The sequence below is a fragment of the Streptomyces sp. NPDC040405 genome (genome assembly GCF_055595765.1).
Genome location: NZ_JBVIVI010000015.1, coordinates 102,360 through 127,886, shown reverse-complemented (window position 1 = coordinate 127,886; position 25,527 = coordinate 102,360). Strand labels below are relative to the sequence as shown.

The 25,527-nt window shown below is 72.0% G+C and carries 3 protein-coding genes (1 of these 3 cut by a window edge); 1 reads left to right on the top strand and 2 read right to left on the bottom strand.

The features are described 5' to 3' along the window. Positions 1-102: 102 nt before the first annotated feature. Positions 103-2,172 carry a 3-hydroxyacyl-CoA dehydrogenase NAD-binding domain-containing protein gene (locus ACZ59A_RS39015; protein WP_470969020.1) on the bottom strand — a complete coding sequence of 690 codons (2,070 nt, stop codon included), beginning with the start codon at positions 2,170-2,172 and terminating at the stop codon, positions 103-105. 367 nt (positions 2,173-2,539) lie between these two features. Further along, positions 2,540-3,730, bottom strand: coding sequence for a cytochrome P450 (locus tag ACZ59A_RS39010; RefSeq protein WP_470969018.1), 1,191 nt, complete (start codon positions 3,728-3,730; stop codon positions 2,540-2,542). Between the two features lie 801 nt (positions 3,731-4,531). Here ACZ59A_RS39010 and ACZ59A_RS39005 point away from each other — a divergent pair. Beyond that, positions 4,532-25,527 carry the 5' portion of an SDR family NAD(P)-dependent oxidoreductase gene (locus ACZ59A_RS39005; RefSeq protein WP_470969015.1) on the top strand. The gene runs 6,853 nt beyond the window's last position, so 20,996 of the gene's 27,849 nt are visible here — the first part of the coding sequence; it begins with the start codon at positions 4,532-4,534; its stop codon lies off the right edge, out of view.

Sequence of the window (25,527 nt, the reverse complement as noted above, 5' to 3'; positions counted from 1 at the left end):
CCCACCCGCCTCCACGCTCACACCTCCGACTTCCTCCCCCCCCCCCCCCCCCCCCCCCCCCCCCCGCTTCGTATCGCTGCCGGGCGGACTCTCGTATAAGGGCTAGTCCTCGGATGCGTTGGCGACGCCCGGCGGCAGGAACCGCTTGCCGGTCACCCGCTCCGCCACGCCGGTCCGGTCGAGGTACGGCGTGATGCCGCCGAGCCAGAACGGCCAGCCGACGCCCAGGATCAGGCACAGGTCGACGTCCTGTGGTTCGGCCACCACGCCCTCGTCCAGCATCCGCCGGATCTCGTCGGCGAGTGCCGCCGAGATCCGGTCCAGCAGCTCGGCCGGAGCGGACGGTGCCGAGCCGGTCTCCCACAGGGCCGCGACCTCGGGGTCGAGAGTCTTGCCGCCCTCGGCGTCCCAGAGCCATACGGAGCTCTTGCCCGCTTCGGCCAGCCGCCGCAGGTTCTCACTCACGGCGAACCGGTCGGGGAAGGCCGCGTGCAACGTCTCGGCGACGCGCAGGGCGGCCGCCGGGCCGATGAGCTGCAGCAGGACCAGCGGTGTCATCGGCAGACCCAGCGGGTCGAGCGCGTGGTCCGCCACCTCGAACGGTGTGCCCTCGTCCAGGGCCGCGACGACCTCGCCGAGGAACCGGGCGAGCACCCGGTTGAGCACGAACGCGGGCGCGTCCGCGACCAGTGCGCAGGACTTCCCCAGGGCCGTGCCCAGCGCGAGGGCCGTCGCCACCGTGGCGTCGTCGGTCCTGTCCGCGCGGGCGACCTCCAGCAGCGGCAGGGCGGCGATCGGGCTGGCGAAGTGGAACCCCACGACCCGCTCCGGGTGCCGCAGTTTGACCGCCATCTCCGCGACCGGCAGGGAGGACGTGGTGGTCGCCAGAACGCATGCGGCCGACACGAACTCCTCGACGTCCGCGAACGCCTGCTGCTTCGCCGAAAGGTCCTCGGCCACGGCCTCCACGACGAAGTCGGCCTCGCGGAGGGCTTGTTTGTCCGGCGAGCCGGAGACCAACGCCTTCACGCGGTCGGCCTCGTCCCGCGAGATCTGCTCGCCGGTGAGCAGCGCGTCGACCTCGGTGTGCACGCGCCCCACGCCCTGGTCCACACGTGCCGGGTCGGCGTCGGTCAGCACGACCGGGATGTCCAGTTGTCGTGCGAACAGCAGGGCCAGCCGCGAGGCTTCGGGGTCCGCGCCGATGATCCCGAGCTTCTTCACCGGACGCGCCAGCGAGGTGTCGGGGGCGCCCGGCTGCAGTGCCGCGCGCACCTGCACCAGGCCGAACGCGTAGAGGCTGGCGCGCAGTTCGTCGCTCAACAGCACGTCTGCCATGGCCTCGGACTCGGCCGGGTAGCCGCGGTCCAGGTCGTTGTGGCGGGCGAAGTCCAGCAGTTCCACGGCCCGCAACGGCCCCGGCGAGGCGCCGTGGGTCTTGGCCTGGACGATCGCGCGCGCCCGTGCGATCGCCGCGTCCCAGCTCGCGCCGCGGTCGATCTCGGGGCGGGGCACCACGGTTTCGCCGCCCACCACACCGGCGAGCCAGCGCAGCGACTGGTCGAGGTAGTCGGCCGAGTCCAGCAGCACGTCCGCGATCCCCAACTCGACGGCCTCGGCGGGCTGGAGCATCTTGTTGTTCAGCGCGTTCTCGATGATCACGGTGACCGCGCGGTCCGCACCGATCAGGTTCGGCAGCAGCTGTGTGCCGCCCCAGCCCTGGAAGAGGCCGAGGGCGCACTCCGGGAACGCGATCGCGGCGGCGTCCGAGGCCACGGTCCGGTAGTGGCACGACAGCGCGAGCTCCAGACCGCCGCCGATCGCCGCCCCGTTGAGGAACGCGAACGTCGGGATCTCGGAGTCGGTGAAGCGGCGGAACGCGTCGTGGCCGCGCTTGCCGATGGTCAGTGTGGTCTCGCGGTCCATCCCGATGGCGGCCAGGTCGGCGCCGACGGAGAAGCAGAAGGGCTTGCCGGTCACCGCGATGGCCGCCGGGTCGGCGGCCAGTGCCGCGTCGAAGGCGGCGTCGAGGCTGCTGAGCCCCTCGCGGCCGAAGGTGTTCGGCTTGGTGGGATCGAGCCCGTTGTCCAGGGTGATCAGCGCGACCGGCTTTGCCAGCCCGGGCACCGGGACCACCCGGGTGGTCGCGTGGGTCACGACTTCGTCTGTCACTTGCCTCTCCACAGTGGACTCTCCCAGATCATGGTTCCCCTCGGGCGGTCAGCCGGGAACGGCTGCACCGCACCCACGCACATGGGGTCGTTGGCGTACCCGGCACCGGCTCGGGCGAGCAGGCGGGAACCGCGGCAGCACGCCGGATGTCGAGTGCCGTGGGCACCGGCCCGCTCCAGCGGGCATGGTCGGTGCGCGACGGCGAGTCCTCGCGTTGTCCCCCCGCGTTGTCCCCCGGTAATCGGCCCCCCGTAGCGCGGCCTCGGTTGCAACTCTATCCCGAGCGTCCGCGGGCGCCGGTGACTTCGTCACGGCCGGGCTTGTCGTGCTCCTGTCCGACGCCGCCGTAGCCGCGTCGCCGCCCGCCTCACCAGGCGATCGGCAGCGAAAGGGGCCCCTGGATCGTGTCGCCCGGCGCGAACGCGACCTCGTCGGCCGGGATGGCCAGGCGCAGGTCGGGCAGGCGGGTGAACAGGGCCCGCAGCGCGATCTCCATCTCGGTGCGCCCGAGGTTGTGCCCGAGGCAGTGGTGGATGCCGAAGCCGAACGTGACGTGCTGGCGCGCCGAGCGCGTCAGGTCCAGCTCGTCGGGGGCCGGGTAGACGGCCGGGTCCCGGTTGATCAGCGAGGTCGCGAAGAGCACCGCGTCGTCGGGGCGGATGACCACCCCGCCGATCTCGATCTCCTTGGTGGCCACCCGGGACAGACCTTCCACGATGGACAGATACCGCAGGAGTTCGTCCACGGCGCTCGTGAACAGCGAGTCGTCGGCCCGCAGCGCGGCGAGCTGCTCGGGGTGTTCCAGCAGCGTCAGGGTGCTCAGCGTGATCATGTTGGCGGTCGACTCATGACCGGCGATGAGCATGAAGATCGCCAGGCTCACCAGGTCCTGGCGCTCCAGCTCGCCCGCCCGCAGGTGGGTGACCAGGGTGTCCAGCAGGTCGTCGCCGGGCTCCGCCTCCTTGCGGGCGATCAGTTCGCCCATGTACGTCATGAGCCGAACGGCGGCACCCGCGGACTCCTCGCCCGACGTGGCGCGCAGCAGGAGCCCGGACTGCTCCTCGAAGAAGGCGTGGTCGGAGTAGGGCACGCCGAGCAGCGCGCAGATCACGTTCGACGACAGCGGGAGCGCGAACGCCGAGACCAGGTCGGCGGTCGGGCCCTTCTCGATCATGTCGTCCAGCAGCTCGTCCACGAGCTGCTGGATCCGCGGACGCAGCTCGGCGACGCGATTGTTGGTGAACCTGGGAATCAGCATACGGCGCTGTGCGTGGTGTTCCGGGCCGTCGGCGCCGAGCAGCGGGGTGCGGCGCTGTTCGAGCGGGATGGCCGCGAAGCGCGCCGAGGGCACCGGGAATGCGGGGTTCTCCCGGACCGACGACAGGCGCTCGTCGGTCAGCAATTGCCGCGCTTCGGCGTGGCCGGTAACGATCCATGCTTCGCGACCGTCGTAGAGCGTGGCGCGGGTGATCGGTCCCTGCTCGGCCAACGGCCGGTAACCGGTGGGCGGGTGGTAAGGGCAGGAGCGGTCCTGCGGAAAGGAAACGGTTTCTGTCATGGCTGAACCTCTCGGGCGGGTATCGGTCTCCGGTGGCGACTGCCTCCGGCACCCGGATCATCCCGGTGCGCCCATGGCCGGTCAACTGTGGTTCCTCGTGCGCGTGTTCGCCGGGAATTGTTGTATGGGCAACGACTTCCGTCATGGTCTGTACCTGCAACGATGCAATCGTTGGCGTCCCGGGTCGTCCAGTCGCCGTAGGTGTGGAGCGCCCTCCGCTTCGAGCATGATCGAATTCGATCAACTGCCTTGAAGTCTGTGCGCCGTCGGGTATGGTTCCTGTACCACGGGTCCTGAGTGCGCGACATGAAGCGCGATTCCAGGGCGCCAGGCATACAGAGTTCGGGGGGACGATGAGCGCATGCTCATGGAACGACAGACGCGGGGATCCTGTCGCACGACGCGGAGTGTCCGCGCACCCATCTGGAAGCGCTTCACGGTGCTGAGGGGTGGGGGCGGCGACTGCCTCCCGGCTCATTTGTTCGACCACCTTTCGTCCGGTGAAAACTCCGACCACATCGATGAGTTCATTCACCGTGGGATTGTTGTTTGTTGTCGTGAAAGTCGCCCGCTCGCTCTTCGGAGCCCGCGGGGAAAGGCATGACGTCGCGGGAATTCGCGCCGAGAGCGTGATCCAGCGGACGTCGGCGGGCAATGGCGCCTGCGCGGCCAGTGGTTGACCACCACCTTGAGCCACTGTCGAGCCGACATATCACACTGAAGTCCTTTCCTGATCACCGCACCTTCCGGGCTGCGGCCTGTCTCGATCGGGATCTCGGGGGTTTGAAAGAGGACCTTTCTGTGCAGAGCAACGACAAGAGCGACATCGCCATCATCGGTATGGCATGTCGGTTTCCCGGAGCTGACGACTACCGCCAGTTCTGGGCCACGGTGGACCAGGGCCGCTCGCACATCGGCGAGGTGCCCGGCAGCCGCTGGGACTGGCGGGCGTACGCGGGCACCGAGGGCACCGAGAGCCCCGAGGGTCCGGGAACCAGCAGGTGGGGCGCCTTCCTGACGGATGTGGAAGTGTTCGACGCCGCGTTCTTCCGGGTGTCCCCGCTGGAGGCGGAGAGCATGGACCCGCAGCAGCGGATCATGCTGCAGCTCGTCTGGTCCTGCTTCGAGGACGCCGCCGTGCGCCCCGGTGAGCTGGCGGGCAGCGACGCCGGGGTCTTCATCGGTGCTTTCAATCTGGACTACAAGGGACTGCAGGAAGCGGAGGGGCGGGAGCCCGCCGCGCACCATGCCACGGGGACCGCGGGCGCGGTTATCGCCAACCGCGTATCGCACTTCTTCGACTTCACCGGCCCCAGCGTGACGGTCGATACGGCCTCCTCCGCATCGCTGGACGCCGTGCACCTGGCGGTGCAATCCCTGCGGCAGAAGGAATGCGGTGTCGCGCTCGCGGGCGGCATCAGCCTGGTGCTTTCGCCCGCGCGGACCGTCTCGTTCTCCAAGGTCGGAATGTTGTCCCCGACCGGCTCCTGCAAGACCTTCGACGCAACGGCGGACGGGTATGTGCGCGGGGAGGGTGGCGGCTTGGTGCTGCTCAAACCGCTCGCGGACGCCATTCGCGACGGCGACAGTATTCACGGTGTGATCAGGGGCAGCGCCGTCAGCCACGGCGGGCGGACCCGCAGCCTCACCTATCCCAGTGCCGACGCGCAGGCCAGGGTCATCTCGAAGGCATTCGCCCAGGCGGGCGTCCCGCCGGAGACCGTCGGCTACGTCGAAGCCCACGGCACCGGTACGCCGACCGGCGATCCCATCGAGGTCCGCGGACTGGTGGAGGGATTCCGGAGGGCCCGGGGCGACGACGCGGGCTCCGGACCGTACAACTACTGCGGCCTGGGCTCGGTCAAGCCGAATATCGGCCACCTTGAGCCCGCCGCGGGGATCGCGGGCGTCATCAAGGTCCTGCTCTCGATGGCGCACGAGAAGATGCCCGCCTTACCCGACTTCACGACGCTGAACCCGGCCATCACGCTGGAGGAGACGCCCTTCTCCATCGTGGATTCCCCGCGGGAGTGGAAGGCGCAGCGCTCGGAGGCGGGCGAACCGGTCCCACGCCGGGCCGGGGTCAGCTCGTTCGGCTTCGGCGGGACGAACGCCCACGTGATCCTGGAGCAGGCGCCGCCCGGGGAGCCGATCGCGCCGAAGGCCCGCCCCGCCCACCTCGTCTGCCTCTCCGGAAGAACCGAAACGGCGTTGCGCCGCCGGATCCAGGACCTGGCGGACTGGCTCGGGCAGACGGGGACCGACGTCGACCTGATGGACCTCAGCGCCACACTGCTGCTGGGCCGCGAACACTTCGACATCCGGGCGTCGTTCGTCGTACGGAGCGCCGCCGAACTGCGGGTCGAACTGAATCGCCTGCTCCGCGGGGACCACGCCGCCGACTGCTTCCACAACCTCGGTGAGGCCAGGAGCGCGCCCGCGAAGGCGCACCGGCCGGAACTCCCCGACTTCCACCTCGGCGCGGAGCTTCCCGCGGCCGAGTACGCACAGCACCTCCTTACCCTGGCCGAGTCCTTCGCCGCGGGCGCGGACATCCCCGGGCGAGACCTCTTCTCCGCCGTACGCACCAGGAAACTGCGGCTGCCGACGTATCCGTTCGACGAGCAGCGGTTCTGGATCACGGCCGACACCGCGCCCGACACCGCGCCCGACTCCCCGTCCGAGCGACCCGCGGAGCGGACCGACCGGACGGACGTTGCCGACCTGGTCCGCGCCGACCTCGGGCGGATCGCCCGCGGCGTCCTCAAGCTGGCGTCGGACGCCATCCACCCGGACGACAACCTCTCCGACCTGGGCTTCGACTCGGTCGGCAACACCCGGCTGGCCACCGAGCTGAGCGCGCACTACGGAATCGACCTCACGCCGTCGGACCTCTACACCCACTTCACGCTGGGCATGCTCGCGGACCATCTGATTCAGGATCACGGCGAGGCCGTGGCACGGACATACGCGGGCACCGCGGACCCGCTGCCCGTGCGGCAGGACACCGCCCGGGCGCCGCGGCCGGAGCCCGCTGCCGCGGCGGCGGCCACTCCCGGCGAGGACGACATCGCCATCATCGGCATGAGCGGACGCTTCCCGCGCGCACGGACCGCCGACGATCTCTGGGACATCCTCGCGAGCGGCCGGGACGTCATCGAACCCCTCCCGCCGGAGCGGCGGTTGGGCTGGGCCGGAGTGCCCGGCGACCACGAGCCCCGGGGCGGGTGGCTGCCCGGCGCGGCCGAGTTCGACCCGCTGTTCTTCGAGATCGCCCCCAGCGACGCCGAGGCCATGGATCCGCGGCAGCGGCTGCTGCTGCAGGAGTCGTGGCGGGCGCTGGAGGATGCGGGCTACGGCGCCGGGAAGCTGCGCGCCAGCACGATGGGCATGTTCGTCGGCGCCGAACAAGGCGACTACCACCGGGTCGCCGGTGGCGGTGAAACCCTCACCTCCGCCCACGACGGCGTCCTGGCCTCGCGCCTCGGGTACTTCCTGAACTTCTCGGGGCCGGTCCTCGCGATCAACACGGCCTGCTCGGCCGGGCTGGCCGCCGTGCACCAGGCATGCGTGAGCCTGCGTACCGGCGAATGCGACACCGCGCTCGCCGCGGGCGTCAACATCCTCGCCACCTCCCAGTTCTTCCAGCACGCCGACCGGGCCGGGATGCTGTCCGAGGACGGCGTCTGCCGCGCCTTCGACAAGCGCGCCAACGGGATGGTCGTGGGCGAGGCGGTCGCCGTCGTGGTGGTGAAGCGCCTCGCGAAGGCGCTGGCGGACGGGGACCGGATCCACGCCGTCATCAAGGGCAGCGGCATCAACTACGACGGCCGGACGAATGGAATCACTGCGCCCAGCCGGTCGGCGCAGTCCTCGCTGCTGCGCTCCGTCTACGAGCGGTTCGGTATCGACCCGGGCGACATCGGGCATGTGGTGGCGCACGGCACCGGCACCCGGCTCGGCGACCCCATCGAGGTGAACGCCCTCGCCGACACCTTCGGCCGGTACACCGACAAGAATCAGTACTGCGCCCTGACTTCGGTCAAGAGCAACCTCGGTCACACCCTGGCCGCCTCCGGGGTGGTGAGCCTGATCGGCCTGGTGCAGTCGCTGCGGCACGCATCCGTGCCCGCGAGCCAGCACTGCGAACAGGACAGCGACTACATCGACTGGGCGCGGAGCCCCTTCTACGTCAACAAGGAGACCCGCCCCTGGGAGAGCGGGCCCGGCGGGAAGCGGCTGGGGGCGGTCAGCTCCTTCGGCATCAGCGGAACGAACGCCCACGTCGTCGTGGAGGCGTACGACGCGCCGGAGACCGCGGACACCGACGATCCCGCGCGCCCCCACCTCCTCGTACTCTCGGCCAAGACGGCCGAGGCGCTGACGGCCAGGGCCGCCGAACTCCTGGCCTTCCTGGAGAACGGGGACAAGGACAAGGCAAGTCTCGCCCGGATCAGCGCCACACTGCTCGTCGGCAGGCACCACTTCGCGCACCGCTGCGCAACTCTCGCGGCGACGCACGAGGAAGCCGTGCGCCTGCTCCGCCAGGTACGCGACGGGCAGGAGGCGCCGAACACGTTCCAGGGTGTGCGGCCACGGGCCTTCGGACCGCAGACCGCGCTTGTCGAGTACGCCGACCAGCTGATCGCGCGTGCGGGCGGCCCGACCGGCGACCGGGGCAAGCACCAGGACGCCCTGCGCGCGCTGGCCGATCTGTACCGCCAGGGCTACGACCTGGAATGGCAGGGCCTGTTCGGCGAGCGGGTGCCGCCGGTCACGTCCCTGCCCACCTACCCCTTCGCCCGCGAGGAGTACTGGATCGACGGGCGGCACGAGCCCGCGGCGGAGCAGCCGCGGAGCGCGGGCCGCGGGACCGAGGACCTGCACTTCTACGTCCCGCGCTGGGTCGCGGAGCACACCGCGGCGGAACCGGGCGCCGGAGCGGGCTCCGCGCTGACCCTGCTCGTCTGCGACGACGACCCGGCACGCGTCGCGCTCTTCCGCCGCCACCACGCGGGAACCGTGATCCAGGTGCGGGCCGGTGCCGCGTTCGAGGAGCATTCCGCGGACCACTACGTCGTCGACCGGCGCAGCCAGGCGGACTTCGACCGGCTGCTGACCGCGGTCGGCCTGCCGGGGCGGATGCCCCTCGCCGTCGCCAACCTCTGGCCCCTGGCCTCGGACGGATCGGACCGCACGGTCGAGCTGGAGAGCCTGCTCCACTTCTTCCGGGCGGCGCACCGCACCGGGCTCGAAAGCGAACTCCCGCACCTGTCCGTCGTACCGGGGGAGCGGGGTGTCGCCGGGGCGGCGGCGCAGTCGCTCTCGGGGTTCGCGCGCGCCATGACCCCGGTGAACCATCTGATCCGGATGAACACCCTCCAGCTCGACGGGGTGCGGGACGCCGAGTCCGTGGTGAGCGGGGTGCTGGACGAACTCCGCCTCGCGGAGGGGACATCGGCGCGCGGCGGGCAGGAGGTCCGGCGTGCCGACGGCGTCCGTTCGACAAGGGTGCTGCGGCGGTGGACCGATGGCGTGGACCCTATGCCGTCCGGTCTGCCACTGAAGGAGAACGGCGTCTACCTCATCAGCGGTGGAGCGGGCGAACTCGGCGGGCACCTCGGCAGGTATCTGGCCGAGCAGTGCCGGGCCCGGCTCGTCCTGCTCGGCCGCAGGGAACCGGACGCGGGCCTGCGGGAGCGGACCGCGGCGCTGGAGGCGGCGGGCGCGCAGGTCGTGTACCTGCGCTGCGACGTCGCCGACCGCGGCGCGGTGAGCGCCGCGCTGGACGCGGCCCGGGCCCGGTTCGGCGGTCTGGACGGGGTCTTCCACAGCGCGGGCGTCCTGGGCGGCACCGACGTACTGGCCGCGGCGAAGTCCGACTTCGACGCGGTCCTGGCGCCCAAGGTGCACGGAACCGTCCACCTGGACGAGCTGACGCGCGAGGAGTCGCTGGACTTCTTCGTCCTGTTCTCGTCGATCGCCGCCCACGTAGGCGACTTCGGGCAGGGCAGCTACGCGGCCGCCAACCGCTTCCTCGACGCCTACGCCCACCACCGGGAAGCGCTGCGGGCGGACGGCGCGCGCCGCGGCCGGAGCATCTCGGTCGACTGGCCCTACTGGGACGAGGGCGGAATGCTCGGGGACATCGAGCAGGACGCCACCTCGAAGGCCCTCTACTTCGACCACTCGGGCCTGCGCGGCCTCGGGACCGCCGAGGGCATCCGGGCGCTGATGGCGATCCTGGCCTCGGACGAGACACAGGTCGTGGTGGCCAAGGGCGAGCGGGAGAAGATCGAGCGGGTCCTGCGCGTCGCCGAACGCGACCGGGCGGAGGCGGCCACCGGGCCCCGGTCCGAGCCCCGGCCCGAGCCCCGGCCCGAGGCGCGGACCCGGACCGCCGAGCGGGCGGCCACGGCGGCTGCCCCCGACCTGTTCACCAGGGCCGTCGACTACCTCAAGGCCAAGATCTCCCGCGTCTTCAAGATTCAGCCGGAGCGCCTCGACGCCGCCGCCGAACTCGGCGAGTACGGCATCGAGTCGATCCAGATCATGGAACTGCTGCGGCTGCTGGGCAAGGACTTCGAGTCCGTCCGCGGCACGCTGTTCTTCGAGTACCGCACCATCCGCGAGCTGGCCGGGTACTTCGTCCGCGAACACACCGAGCGGATGACGGCACTGCTCGACACCGGCCGGACCCCGGCCGGGGCGATCCCGGCCGGGGCGATCCCGGCCGAAGCCGTCCCGGCCGCTGCGGTGGCCAGGACCGGGCAGGCCCGGGTGACCGCGCGCGTCGAGGCGCCGAGCGGATCCGGCCGGTCCGGGTCCCGGTCCCGGGACGTGGCCATCATCGGGATCAGCGGCCGCTACCCGCATGCCGACGACCTCGACCGGTTCTGGGAGGTGCTGCGGAGCGGCGAGGACTGCGTCGAGGAGATCCCGCCGCACAGGTGGGACAAGGACGCGTACTACGACCCCGAGACCAAGCCCGGCCGGACCACCGGCAAGTGGGGCGGTTTCATCGACGGGGCCGAGAACTTCGACGCCATGTTCTTCAGCGTCCCGCCGAAGCGTGCCGCCGCGATGGACCCGCAGACCCGGCTGGTCCTCCAGGCCGCCTGGGCCGCCATGGAGGACGCCGGATACACGCGGCAGAGCCTGAGCCCCGACGGGGCCGGGAAGGTTGGCGTGTACCTGGGCATGACCTGGAACGAGTACCAGCTCTACAGCGGCCAGGACGTGTCCGACCGCGCGGAGGCCGCCAACCTCGTCTCCTACTTCTTCGACCTGCGCGGGCCGAGCCTCACCATCGACACGGCCTGCGCGTCCTCCCTGTACGCGGTCGCCATGGCGTCCGAGAGCATCAGGAACGGCGAGACGTCGATGGCCTTCGCGGCAGGGGTGAACCTGTCGCTGCACCCGAACAAGTACGTGGCGCTCAGCCAGCTGAACTTCCTTTCCACGGACGGCCGTTGCCGCTCGTTCGGGGAAGGCGGCACCGGCTACGTCCCGGGGGAGGGCGTGGGCTGCGTCCTGCTGAAGTCGCTGGATCAGGCCGTCGAGGACGGGGACCACATCCACGCCGTGATCCGGGGCGTGGCCACGCGGCACGGCGGCAAGACCAACGGCACCACCGTGCCCAACCCGGCGGCGCAGGCCGACCTGGTGGTGGCCGCGCTGCGGGACGCGGGGATCTCCGCCGAGGACGTCAGCTGCATCGAGGCGCACGGGACCGGCACCTCGCTGGGCGACCCGATCGAAATCACCGCTCTGACCAGGGCGTTCCGCGAGTACACCGACAGGTCGGGGTTCTGCTCGATCGGGTCGGTCAAGTCGAACATCGGCCATCTGGAGGCCGCGGCGGGCATCGCGGGCATCACCAAGGTGGTCCTGCAGATGCGGCACGGGATGGTGGTGCCTTCGCTGCACTCGCGGCAGCTGAACCCCTACATCGACTTCTCCCATTCGCCGGTCCATGTGCAGCAGGGGCTGGAGCAGTGGAAGCGGCCCACGCGGACCGTCGCGGGGGTGACCACGGAGGTGCCCCGCATCGCCGGTGTCTCCTCGTTCGGTGCCCACGGCGCCCTCGCCCATGTGCTCCTGGAGGAGCACACCCGGCCGGAGGACCGGCCGCTGCCGGACCCGGCGCCGGAGCTGGTGGTGCTGTCGGCGAAGAACGCCGAGCGGCTGCGGGAGAAGGTGCGGGCGCTGCTGAGCTGGCTTCCGGAGCAGGGCCGCGCCGCCCGGCTGGGCGACATCGCGTACACGCTGCAGGTCGGCCGGGAGGCCATGGAGGAACGGTTCGCCCTGTTGGCCGAGAGCCGGGATGACCTGCACGAGAAGCTGCGGGCGTTCCTCGACGGCGCCCGGGACACCGACAGTGTCCGCCACGCGCGGACCCGGCAGACCCGGGAAGCGCTCGCGGACTTCGAGGCCGACGAGCAGAGGCAGCGGACGGTGCGGCACTGGCTCGCCCGTGGTGAGCACAAGGAACTGATGGACCTCTGGGTGGACGGCCTGAACGTGGACTGGCAGCTCCTCGCCCGCACCACCGTGCCGCGCCGCGTTCCCCTGCCCACGTACCCCTTCGCGCCCGAGCGCCACTGGGTCACCGCACCGCGCGAAAGCGGGGCGGCCGCGGGCGGGGAAGGCGCCGCCCGGCTGCACCCGCTGGTGCACACGAACACCTCCACCCTGGAGGCGCAGCGGTTCGACTCGGTGTTCTCCGGTGCCGAGTTCTTCCTGCGGGACCACGTGGTCAAGGGCGACCGTGTGCTGCCCGGCGTGGCGTACCTGGAGATGGCGCGGGCGGCGGTGGCGGCGTCGGCCGGGAGCCGTCCGGGCGGGCTGACGCTGCGCAACGTGGTGTGGGCGCGTCCCGTCACGGTGGGCGGGCGACCCGTCCGGGTGCGCACGGTGGTGTTCGCCGCGGGCGACGGCGAGGTCGCGTTCGAGGTCTCCAGCCTGCCGGAGACGGCCGGTGACGAGGCGTTGCCGGTGGTGCACAGCCAGGGCGTGGCGGTGCTCGGCGAGCCGGTGTCCGACGATCCGGTGGACCTGGCGGGGCTGCGGGACCGTTGCGACGGGACGCCGCTCGACCCGGAGCACTGCTACGGGGTCTACCAGCGGCTGGGCCTGGCGTACGGGCCCGCGCACCGCGGGCTGGAGAGCGTGCGGGCCGGGGACGGCCAGGTGCTCGCACGGCTGCGGCTGCCCGCGGAGGTGCACGACTCGCTCGACGCGTTCATGCTGCACCCGAGCCTGCTGGACTCGGCGTTGCAGGCGGCGCTGGGGCTGGAGCCGGTCGAGGACGCGGCCCACATCCCGTTCGCGCTGGACGAGTTGCAGATCCTGCGGCCGTGCCGCGAGGTGATGTGGGCGTGGGTGCGCCGCAGCGCCGACGACCGGCCCGGGAGTCGGGTGCGCAAGCTCGACATCGACCTGTGCGACGACTCGGGTGCCGTGTCCTGCCGGTTCAAGGGGTTCTCCGCCAGGGCCTACGAGGCCGAGGACACGACCGCGCGGCCCCGGCGCGAACTGCCCGACCGGGCCGCCCCCGAGCTGCCGGCCGCCGCCACTTCCGCCTCCGCCGCACCGGCCGAGGCGGTTCCGGGCGGGGACGGGCTCGACGACCGGACCGCCCGGTACCTCATCGGGCTGCTGGCGTCGGAGCTGGGCCTGTCCGCGGACCGGATCGACGCCGACGACGCGCTCGAGGTCTACGGCATCGACTCCGTCATGACGATGGAGCTGACCAACAAGCTGGAGCAGGTCTTCGGCTCGCTGCCCAAGACCCTGTTCTTCGAGTACCAGAGCATCCGCGCCCTGACCCAGTACTTCCTGGAGACCCGCGAGGACGAGCTGAGGACGCTGCTCGGAGTGGCCACCGCCGCCGCCGAGAACACCGCCGCCGAGAACACCGCCGACAGCGACGCCGTCGCCAGGCATGCGGCCGCCGCGCCCCGGACCCGCTTCGCGCCGGTGCCCCGGCGCGCGGCGCGGCCCCGCCCCGAGGCCGGTGCGGGTTCCGTCGATGTGGCCATCGTCGGCCTGGCGGGGCGTTACCCGCAGGCGCGCAAGCTGCGGGAGTTCTGGCAGAACCTGGTCGAGGGCAAGGACTGCGTCACCGAGGTTCCGCAGGACCGGTGGGACCACAGCCGGTACTTCGACCCGGACGTCAACGCCGCCGACAGGACGTACTCCAAGTGGGGCGGCTTCCTGGAGGGAGCGGACCGCTTCGATCCGCTGTTCTTCAACATCTCTCCGCGCGAGGCGGAGTACATGGACCCGCAGGAGCGGCTGTTCCTGGAGTGCGTGCAGGAGACGTTCGAGGACGCGGGGTACACCCGCGCGGCGCTGAGCCGCGACCGGGGCGAGGGCGGGCCCGGCGGCAACGTCGGCGTGTTCGTGGGGGTGATGTACGAGGAGTACCAGCTGTACGCCGCCCAGGAGCAGGCCAGGGGCCGGAACGTCACGCTGGCGGGCAGCGCGTCGTCGATCGCGAACCGGGTGTCGTACTTCTTCGATCTGCACGGCCCGAGCATGGCCGTCGACACGATGTGCTCCTCGTCGCTCACGGCGATCCAGCTGGCCTGCCAGAGCCTGCTGACGCACGGGTGCGAGCTGGCCGTCGCGGGCGGGGTGAACCTCTCCCTGCACCCCAACAAGTACCTGATGCTCGCGGGCGGCAAGTACCTGTCGAGCAAGGGGCTGTGCGAGAGCTTCGGCGAGGGCGGCGACGGCTATGTTCCGGGTGAGGGTGTCGGCGCCGTTCTGCTGAAGCCGCTGGCGAAGGCCGAGGAGGACGGCGACACGGTCTACGGCGTCATCCGGGGCGTGGCCGTCAACCACGGTGGCAAGACGAACGGCTACTCGGTTCCCAACCCCCGTGCGCAGTTCGACGTCATCGGCCGGGCGCTGCGGGAAGCGGGCGTGGACGCGCGGTCGGTGAGCTACGTCGAGGCGCACGGCACCGGCACGTCGCTCGGCGACCCGATCGAGGTCGCGGGCCTGACGAAGGCGTTCCGCGAGTACTCCGACGACGTCCGGTACTGCGCGATCGGCTCGGTGAAGAGCAACATCGGCCACGCCGAGAGCGCCGCGGGCATCTCCGGGCTGACCAAGGTGCTGCTGCAGATGAAGTACGGGCAGCTGGTCCCCTCGCTGCATTCGGAGACGCCGAACCCGCACATCGACTTCGAGAACAGCCCCTTCTTCGTACAGCGCGGACTGGCGGAGTGGCGGCGCCCGCTGTCGGCCGACGGCACGGAGCTGCCGCGCATCGCCGGGATCTCCTCCTTCGGCGCGGGCGGCTCCAACGCCCACCTCATCGTGGAGGAGTACGTCCCCGCGTCGGCGCGGCAGCGCGCGCAGGACGGCCCGGCGGTCGTCGTGCTCTCCGCGAGGACCCCGGACGCCCTGCGGGAGCAGGCCGAGCAGGTGGTCCGGTGGATCGCCGAGGAGGACGGCGCCGAGGCTTCGCTCGCGGACATCGCGCACACCCTGCAAACGGGCCGGGAGGCGTTCGAGGAGCGCCTCGGCCTCGTGGTGGACACCACCGCCGATCTCGTCGCCAAGCTGACGCGCTTCCTCGGCGGCGAGGTTGAGGTTCCCGGTCTGCACCGGGGGACGGTCAAGCGGCGCCGGGACGACGCGCTGCAGGTCTTCGCCGCCGACGAGGACATGGCCCGCACGCTGGGCGCGTGGGCGGAGAAGGGCAAGTTCGACAAGCTGCTCAAGCTGTGGGTGACGGGCGTGGCGGTCGACTGGGGCAAGCTCCCCGGCCGGGGCGTGGCGCGGCGCGTCCCGATGCCGACGTACCCCTTCCAGCGCGAGCGCTACTGGCCCGCCACGAGCATGGACACCGACCCGCGGCCCTCGCGGGCGGCGGGACAGCTCCACCCGTTGGTGCACACGAACACCTCCGGCCTGAGCGGGCAGCGGTTCACCTCCGTGTTCACCGGGGACGAGTTCTTCCTGGCCGACCACCGGGTGCACGGTGAGCGCGTGCTCTCCGCGGCGGCCTGCCTGGAGCTGGTCCGGGCCGCCGTCGAGGCGTCGTTGGACGAGCCGCACGGTGCGCTGAGCATCGCCGACGTCGTGTGGGCGCGGCCGGTGACGGTGGGGGAGCGGGAGCAGGCCGTCGAGGTGCGCCTGCTGCCCCGGGGACAGGACGAGATCGGCTACGAGATCGTCAGCCCGCGGTCCACCGCGGACCCGGTAGTCCACAGCGAAGGCGTGGTGCGGGTGCCGCTGGAGCCCGCCGCGGCCCCCACGGGCGTCGAGGTGGACATCGCGCGCCTGCGCGCGGAGTGCGAGGGCGCCGCGTGGGACGCCGACCAGGTCTACGAATGGTTCCTGACGCAGGGCATCGCCTACGGCCCCGGCCACCGGGGCGTCGAGCGGCTGTGGATCGGTGACGGCCAGGTCGTGGCCAGGCTGACGCTGCCGGACGCCGTCGGCGTGACCCTGCCGGCGTACGGACTCCACCCCGCCCTGCTGGACTCCGCGCTCCAGGCCTGCGTCGGCATGACGCCGCGGGAGACGGCGCAGCGCGAACTCCTGCTGCCCTTCGCCGTGGACGAGGTGCAGATCCTCGGCGCGTGCACCGCGTCGATGTGGGCGTGGGTGCGCGGTGGCGCCGAGGCGCCGGCCGCCGCCGGTTCCGCGGTCCGCCGTCTCGACATCGACGTCTGCGACGACGGGGGGAAGGTGTGCGTCCGGCTCAGGGGCGTCTCGCTGCGCGCCCTCCCGGCGGAGCAGCCCACGGGTGAGCTGCTCGCCGCGCCGCGCTGGATCGCCCAGGACCGGGTGCGGGACGCGGAGGAGGCGGGAAGCACGCCCGCCGCGCTGGCCCTGCTCATCGGCCTTCCCGAGGTCGCGGAGGTGATGCGGTCACGCGGAACGGGACGGGTCGTGCTCCTGGACTCCCCCTCGGCGAGCGTCGACGCGCGTTACTCCGACTACGCCCGGCAGGTCTTCGCGACGGTCAAGGAGGTGCTCGGCGAACGGGCGCATCACACCGTCCACGTCCAGCTGGTCGTCCCGGATGACGCGGACGCGTGGCTGTGGACGGGCCTGGCGGGCATTCTCAAGACGGCTCAGCTGGAGAACCCGCGGGTGCTGGGGCAGCTGGTCCTGGTCGACCCGCAGGACGGGCCGGAGCGTGCCGCGTCCTGTGCGGACGCCGACCGGGGCGCACCGGCGGACACGGCGGTCCGGTACCGGTCCGGTGTGCGCGAGGTGCTGCGGTGGCACGAGTTCGACGGTGCCCCCGCGTTCCCGCTGCCGTGGAAGGACGGCGGCGTCTACCTGATCACCGGTGGTGCCGGTGGGCTGGGCGCGCTGTTCGCGCGGGACATCGCCACGAAGGTGGAGGGCCCCCGGATCGTGCTGACCGGGCGCGGCGCGCGGGACGAGAACAAGGACGCGCTGCTGGAGCGGCTGGGGCAGCTGGGGGCCGACGCGGTCTACCGGCAGGCGGACGTGGGCGCCGAGGAGGACGTCGCGGCGCTCGTCGCGTGGATGCGCCGGACGTACGGCCGGGTGGACGGGATCCTGCACTCCGCCGGGGTGCTCCGGGACGGCTTCATCCTGCGCAAGTCGGACGAGGACTTCTCCGCCGTTCTCGCGCCGAAGGTCTCCGGCCTGGTGCATCTGGACGCCGGGACCCGGGACGAGGACCTGGACTTCCTCGTCCTCTTCTCGTCCTTCTCCGGTGCCTTCGGCAACGTGGGGCAGGCCGACTACGCGGCGGCGAACGCGTTCATGGACGCCTTCGCGCGGTACCGGAACGCGCTCGTGGAACAGGGCGAGCGCCGGGGCCGGACGCTGTCGGTCAACTGGCCGCTGTGGGCGGACGGCGGGATGCGCGTCGATCCGGGCGTCGAACAGTGGCTGCGGGGGCAGTTCGGTATGGACCCGCTGCGCGAGGACACCGGAGTGCGGGCCCTGTACCGGGCGTTGGCCGCGCGGGACGACCAGGTCCTCGTCCTCGAAGGCGACCGGGCCCGGATGCGGCACACCCTGCTGGACGCGGCCACGGCCACGGCCACGGATGAGCCCGAGCACACGCCGCGGCACATCGAGGACCGGCGCCCGGAGCAGTCGGCCCTGGAGTCGGCGGAGGGCGTGGCCCGCAGGGCCGAGGCGTACTTCAAGAAGCTGCTGTCGTCGGTGATCAACCTTCCCCCGGCCAGGATCGACGCGGAGGCGATGCTCGACGACTACGGCGTCGACTCCGTGATGACCATGGATATGACGCGGACTCTGGAGGAGGTCTTCGGGTCGCTGTCGAAGACCCTGTTCTTCGAGCACCGCACCATCGAGGCGCTCGCCGCGCACTTCCTCGACGCACACCCGGACCGGATGCGCGAGCTGCTGTCCGCCGGGGAGAGCGGTCCCGCCGCCGCGGAAGCGGTGCGCGCCACCTCCTCGACCAGCGCCGCCGAGCGGCGGCGCACCTGGCGGGTTTCCGCGCCGGTCGCTGCCGCGGCCCCCGCTGAGGCCGTCGCTTCGGAGACCGTCGGCGCGGCGCGGACGGACATCGCGATCGTCGGCCTCGCGGGCCGCTACCCGCAGGCGCGCGACGTGGCGGAGTTCTGGGAGAACCTCGCCGCGGGCCGGGACAGCGTCACCGCGATCCCCGAGTCGCGCTGGGACCACGGGCAGTTCTTCGACCCGGACAAGGACGCCGCAGGGAAGGCGTACAGCAGGTGGGGCGGCTTCCTCGACGGCGCGTACGAGTTCGACCCGCTGTTCTTCAACATCTCCCCGCGCGAGGCGGAGAACATGGACCCGCAGGAGCGGCTGTTCCTCCAGTGCGTCCACGAGACCCTGGAGGACGCCGGGTACACGCGGGGCGGGCCGAAGAGCCGGACCGGCAACGTGCTGGACGGGCGGGTCGGCGTCTTCGTCGGCGTGATGTACGAGGAGTACCAGCTCTTCGGCGCCCAGAACCAGCTGCTGGGCGGCGCGTCGGCGGTGGCGGGCAGTTCGGCCTCCATCGCCAACCGGGTGTCGTACGTGTGCGGCTTCCACGGTCCGAGCATGAGCGTCGACACGATGTGCTCGTCGTCGCTGACGTCGCTTCACCTCGCGTGCCAGAGCCTCAAGCTCGGCGAGTGCGAGGTGGCGGTCGCGGGCGGGGTCAACCTCTCGCTGCACCCGAACAAGTACCTGCTGCTGAGCCAGGGCAAGTTCGTCTCCAGCGACGGCCGGTGCCAGAGCTTCGGGGCCGGTGGCGACGGCTATGTGCCCGGTGAGGGCGTGGGCGCGGTCCTGCTGAAGCCGCTGGCGAAGGCGATCGCCGACCAGGACAGGATCTACGGCGTCATCAAGGGCACGTCGGTCAACCACGGCGGCAGGACCAACGGCTACACGGTGCCGAACCCCCAGGCGCAGTCGGACGTGATCGGCCGGGCGCTGGAGACGGCCGGGGTGAGCGCGCGTGCGGTGAGCTACCTCGAGGCGCACGGCACCGGGACCGCGCTGGGCGATCCGATCGAGATCACGGGCCTGTCGAACGCCTTCCGGGACCACACCGGTGACAAGGGGTTCTGCGCGATCGGTTCGGTGAAGAGCAACATCGGGCACGCCGAGAGCGCGTCGGGCATCGCGGGCATCACCAAGGTGCTGCTGCAGATGCGGCACGGCAAGCTGGCTCCCTCGCTGCACGCCGAGACGCTGAACCCGAACATCGATTTCGCGGACACCCCGTTCGTCGTCCAGCGTGAACTGGCCGACTGGACCAGGCCCGTCCTGCCCGGTGGCGGCGCGGGTGCGCAGTCGCCGCGCGTCGCCGGGGTCTCGTCCTTCGGCGCGGGCGGCTCGAACGCCCATGTCGTCATCGCCGAGTACATCCCGGACGGCCACGAGGACGGGTACCCGCTGGACCCCGCGCTCGGTGCGGTGGTGCCGTTGTCGGCGCGGACCGAGGACGGGCTGCGGGCGCAGGCCGAGAACCTGCTGGAGTGGCTGGAACGGCCGGAGAACGCGGCCGTGGGGCTGGCGGATGTGGCGTACACACTGCAAGTCGGGCGGGAAGCGGCGGAAGAGCGCCTGGGTGTTCTCGCCGTGTCCGTGGCGGACCTGGTGGCGGGGCTGCGCTCCTTCCTGACCTCCGGCGGCGGTGTCACCGGGGATGTGGTGCGCGGCTCGGCCAGGGGTGACAGCACCGTGCGGACGCTGTTCTCCGCCGACGCCGATCTCAGCACGATGATCGCGACCTGGGCCGACAAGGGGAAGTACGACAAGCTGGTGGAGCTGTGGGCGAACGGGGTGCCCGTCGACTGGCGCGTGCTCTACGAGGGCCGGACCCCGCGTCGCATCGGGCTGCCGACCTACCCCTTCGCCCGCGAGCGCTACTTCCCCTTCGACAACCAGCCGTTGATCGCGGGAGAGCGTGCGGACCTGGGCGTGTCCCCGGCCGGTGCGCCCGCGGAGCGCGCGCGGCCGCTCGTCTTCGTCGAGGACTGGGAGCCCGAGCCCCTGCCGGAGAGCCCGGCGCGGCGGCTCGGCAGCATCATCTGCCTGTGCGGCGGTTCCGAGCGCCAAGCCGAGGTCGCGCGTGCGGTCCGCGCGCTCGACCCCGGTGTCCGCGTCGCCTTCGTCGGACAGGGCACCGCTTTCCGCCGGATCTCCGCGGACTCGTACGAGGTCCGCGGGGCGGAGGCCGGTGACTACGCGGAGGCGTTCGGCGCCATCGCCGCGAGCCACGGCGATGTCGACGCCGTGCTCGACCTGCGGCGGCTGGAACCGGGTGCGCGCCCCGACGACGTCAGCGAGGTCGTTCTCGCCCTCCAGGCGCTGCACCGCGCCGAGGTCTCCGTACGGCGGTTCGTGCTCGCGGGGCAGTACCGCGACGGCGTCGAGCGCGCCCATCTCGAAGCGGCCATCGGTTTCGAGCGCTCGTTGGGGCTCGTACTGCCGCAGCCCGCGTTCACGGTCGTGCTGCAGGACGCCGCCGATCCGCGGCGGCCCGCCGGAGTCGCGGACTGGGCCGGGCGGCTGCTCGCCGAACTGGGCCAGGAGACCGTGGCCAGCGCCCTGTACCGGGAGGGCGGGCGTTTCGTCAGTCGCGTCCGGCAGACAGAGGTGGCCGAGGCGCCCAGCGCCTTCAAGCGTGGCGGGACCTACCTCGTCACCGGCGGTCTCGGCGGCCTCGGGCTGATCGTGGCCGAGCACCTCACCAGCGGCTACGAGGCCAATGTCGTGCTGACCGGTCGCTCGGCGCCGGACGCGCGGCGGCAGGAGAAGCTGCGCGAACTCGGCGCGGACAAGGTCCTCTACCTGCGGGCGGACGTCTGCGACGCGGACGACATGAAACGCGTCCTGGCGCAGGCTCGCGAGCGGTTCGGGCCCGTGCACGGCGTCATCCACGCCGCGGGCGTCGCGGGCGAGGGGAGCGTCCTCGACAAGAGCGTGGCCGACTTCGAGAAGACGACGGCTGCCAAGGTCGCGGGCACGCTCGCGCTGGACGAGGCGCTGGCGGACGAGGTCCTCGACTTCGTCTGCTACTTCTCCTCGACCTCCGCGGTGATCGGCGACTTCGGAACCTGCGACTACGCGTTCGGGAACCGCTTCCAGACGGCCTACGCCGCCCACCGCGCCGAACGCGGCGCCGCGGGGGAGGTCTCCGGAAAGACCGCGGTGATCAACTGGCCGCTGTGGCGCGACGGCGGCATGGGCCTCGATGCGGACGCGGCCGACCTGTATCTGCGCTCCAGCGGGCAGGACTTCCTGGAGACGCGGGACGGACTCCGGTTGTTCGAGGCCCTGTTGTCCCAGGACGCCGTCCAGCACATGGTCGTGGTCGGGGAGCCGGGCCGGGTGCACCGCTTCCTCGGCCTGCGGCCGCCACGGTCGGCGGTCGCCGCCGTCGAGCCGTCCGCCGCGCCTCCTGAGGTGTCGGGGACGGGCGTCGGCGAGGGGCTGGACCGGGACCTGCGGGACCTCGTCGGCCGCGTCGTCAAGGTCTCGTCCGACAGGATCCACGAGGACGACAACCTCTCGGAGTACGGCTTCGACTCGGTGAGCCTCGTCGAACTGGCCGCGGGCATCGGCAGGCGCATCGGCGTCGAGATCACCCCGTCGGTCTTCTTCAGCCACCCCACGCTCGGGAAGCTGCGCGACCACCTCGTCGGCAAGCACCGGGACGTCCTCGACGCGCTCTACAGCGCGGCACCCGCGACGGCGGCCGTCGATCCCGCCGTCGCGCCCGTCGCGCCCGTCGCATCCGTTCGGGAGGAGACGGCGGCGGTCGCGCGGGCGGGCTCCGCGCCCCGGGAGCGGTCCGAGGGCAGCGACGACGCCGTGGCCATCATCGGCATGAGCGGGCGCTTCCCCGGTGCGCGGGACGTCGATGAGCTGTGGTCCGTCCTCGCGGAGGGCCGCGACGTCGTCAGCCCCGTCGGTGCCGAACGGCTCGCGCTGTGGGGCGAGGAGGCGGACAGCCCGCTCGGTGCCTTCCGCGCCGGTCAGCTCTCGGGGCCGGAGGAGTTCGACCCGCTGTTCTTCGAGATCTCCCCCAAGGAGGCCCGGAGCCTGGACCCGCGTCAGCGGCTGCTCCTACAGGAGTCGTGGCGGGCGCTGGAGGACGCGGCGTGGCAGCCCGGTTCGCCGGGCAAGGTCGGCATGTTCGTGGGCGTCGAGCACGGCGACTACGAGGGCCTGGCCGAGAGCACGGGCAGCATCACCGCCAACCACGACGGCATCCTCGCCGCGCGGCTCGCCCACTTCCTCGACTTCACCGGCCCGGTCCTGGCGGTCAACACCGCCTGCTCGTCCGGGCTCGTGGCCGCCCACCAGGCCAGCCTGAGCATCCGCGACGGCGAGTGCGACACGGCCGTCGCAGCGGGCGTCAGCCTGATCACCACGCCCCGGCAGCTCACCGACATGCGGCGGGCGGGGATGCTGTCCGAGGACGGCGTCTGCTATGCCTTCGACGAGCGGGCCAACGGCATGGTGGTCGGCGAGGCCGTCGCCGTCGTCGTGCTGAAGCGGCTGTCGGCGGCCCTCGCGGACGGGGACCGGATCCACGGCGTCATCCGCGCCAGCGGGATCAACTACGACGGCAGGTCCAACGGCATCACCGCCCCCAACGGTGCCGCGCAGGTCGAACTCCTGCGGTCGACCTACGAGAAGTACGACATCGACCCGGCGGAGATCGAGTACCTGGTCGCCCACGGCACGGGCACCCGGCTCGGCGACCCGGTGGAGGTCAACGCGCTCAACGACGCCTTCACCGGCCTCACCGGCAAGCGGCGGTACTGCGCGCTGACCTCCACCAAGTCCAACGTCGGCCACACGCTCGCGGCGTCCGGGCTGGTCAGCCTGATCGGGATCCTCCAGGCCATGCGCCACGAGACCATCCCGGCCAGCCTGCACTGCGAACGGGAGAGCGGCTACATCGACTGGCAGGACAGCCCCTTCTTCGTGAACCGGGCGAACAAGCAGTGGCCGCACACGGCGGGGCGCGAGCGCGTCGCGGCCCTGAGCGCCTTCGGTATGAGCGGAACCAACGCACACATGGTGGTGGAGAGCTTCGTGACGCCCGACGACGAGCACGACGTGACGATGCCCGCCCACCTCTTCGCCGTGTCGGCGAAGGATCCGGAGGCGCTGCGGCAGCGGGTCGCCGACCTGGCCGATTTCCTCGGCACCGCCGGTGGACCCGGCCCGCGCCACGTCGGCGCCACGCTGCTCGACGGCCGGACGCACTTCCGGCACCGGTGCGCCGTGGTGGCCCGCGACACGGAGGAGGCCGCCCGGCTGCTCCGCGGCTGGCTCGACGGCGCCACGGTGCCGGGCGCCGTCGACGGCAGTGTGGCGAAGGGCTTCGTCCCGCGGGCCGAGGTGCTGGAGTCCGGCAACGGCCTGGTGCGCGAAGCGGCCCTGCTGCGCCACGACCACGCGGCGTACGCGGAGGCGCTGAGGGCGCTCGCGAAGCTCTACTGCCAGGGATACGACCTGCGCTGGCGGGACCTGTTCGGCGGCAGGCGCCTGACGCCCGTATCGCTGCCCGGGTACCCGTTCGCCCAAAGGCGTTGCTGGCCCGCCGATGTCGCGCCGCTGCCGGAGGCGGTACGTGCCGAAGAGGCCGGGACCGCCCACGACATCCGGCTGCGGCGGGTCATCGCCGACTCCGGGAGCGGCCGTGGTTTCGACGACGACCTGCTCTGCGGGCTGCTGGTCACGCAGCTGCGGGCGCTCGGCATGGTGGCGGAGGGCAGCGGCTCCGTCGCCGACCTCCGGGGCGGCCTGAAGCCGGGCCGGGTCCACCGCCGCTGGCTCGACGAAAGCCTCCGCTTCCTGGCCGAGCACGGCTATCTGGAGCTGGACGCGGACCGCTACGCGCCGACCCCGAGGGCGTCGGCGGGCGGTGGCACCGCGTGGCGGCGGTGGGAGGCCGTCTGCCGGGACAGCGGGGGCACGAACCCCTACGTCAACCTCATGGACCAGGCGATCCGCGGCTGCCCTGACGTCCTCTCGGGACGCAGCCGGGGGACCGACGTGATCTTCCCCGGCGCGTCGACGTCGCTGGTCGAGGGCGTCTACCGGCACTGCGACGGCGCCGAGGCCCTCAACGAGGCCGTCGCGGAGCAGGTGGCGGACCGCGTCGAAGCCCTGCTCGCCGCGGCCCCCGGCCGCCGGGTCCGCGTCCTGGAGATCGGTGCGGGCACGGGAGGCACTACCGACAAGGTGCTGCGCGCGCTGAGCCGTCACCGGGACGGCGTCGCGGAGTACTGCTACACCGATGTCTCCGCGCACTTCCTGCGCACGGGGAAGAAGGAGTTCGGCGCCGCGCATCCGTACCTGCGGTACGAGCACTTCGACGTGGAGCGGAGCCCGGCCGGTCAAGGGCTGGCCGAGGGGGCGTACGACATCGTCCTCGCGACCAACGTCCTGCACGCCACCGGGGACGTACGGGCTGCGGTGCGCCACGCGCGGGCGCTGCTGGGGCACGACGGCACGCTTGTGCTGAACGAGCTGGCCGCCCGCACCCTGTTCTCGCATCTGACCTTCGGTCTGCTCGACGGGTGGTGGCTCCACCGGGACCCCGAGCTGCGGATCGACGGCTGCCCCGCGCTGGCGCCCGACCGCTGGCGGGCGGTGCTGCACGACGAGGGCTTCGCGGCCGTGTCCTTCCCCGCCGCCGCGGTCCACGACGCCGGGCACCAGATCGTCGTCGCCCGCACGGGCGCCGCGGTACCCGCGCCGGACGCGGGCCACCGGGAGCTCGACGCGCACGGCCTCGACGCACACGAAGCGGACGCATACGAGCCGGAGGCGCACGAACCGGACGCGCACGAACTCGACGCGCATGTGCGGCGCGAGATCGTGGCGCAGCTTCAGAAGGCCCTGGAGCTGGAGGAGAGCGAGATCCACGTCGAGGACTCGTTCGCGGACTACGGCGTGGACTCCATCGTCGGCGTCCAGCTGGTCCGGGACCTCAACGAGGTCCTCGGCGGAGTGCTGGAGCCCACCGACCTGTTCGACCACAGCTCGGTCCGGCGGCTGGCGGCCTACGTCGCGGAGACGTTCCCGGCGCAGGCCGGGGCCCGCCTGGTGCGGCCCGCGCAGGCTCCGCGGGCCGCGTCCCCCTCGGCGGTCGCGGTGCCCGAGGCGGCAACGGCCGGCGCCGGCGTGGTGCGGGCCGGGAACACCGAACCGCAGCTGGAACCGATCGCGATCATCGGCATGAGCGGGCGGTTCGGCCGGGCGGCGAGCGTCGACCGGCTGTGGGAGCACCTCACCGACGGGGACAGCCTGGTCGGCGAGATCACCCGCTGGGACAT

What these genes read in the sequence shown, in the direction of transcription:
- ACZ59A_RS39010 (WP_470969018.1), bottom strand. Translation starts at nt 3,730, where the DNA reads ATGACAGAAACCGTTTCCTTTCCGCAGGACCGCTCCTGCCCTTACCAC.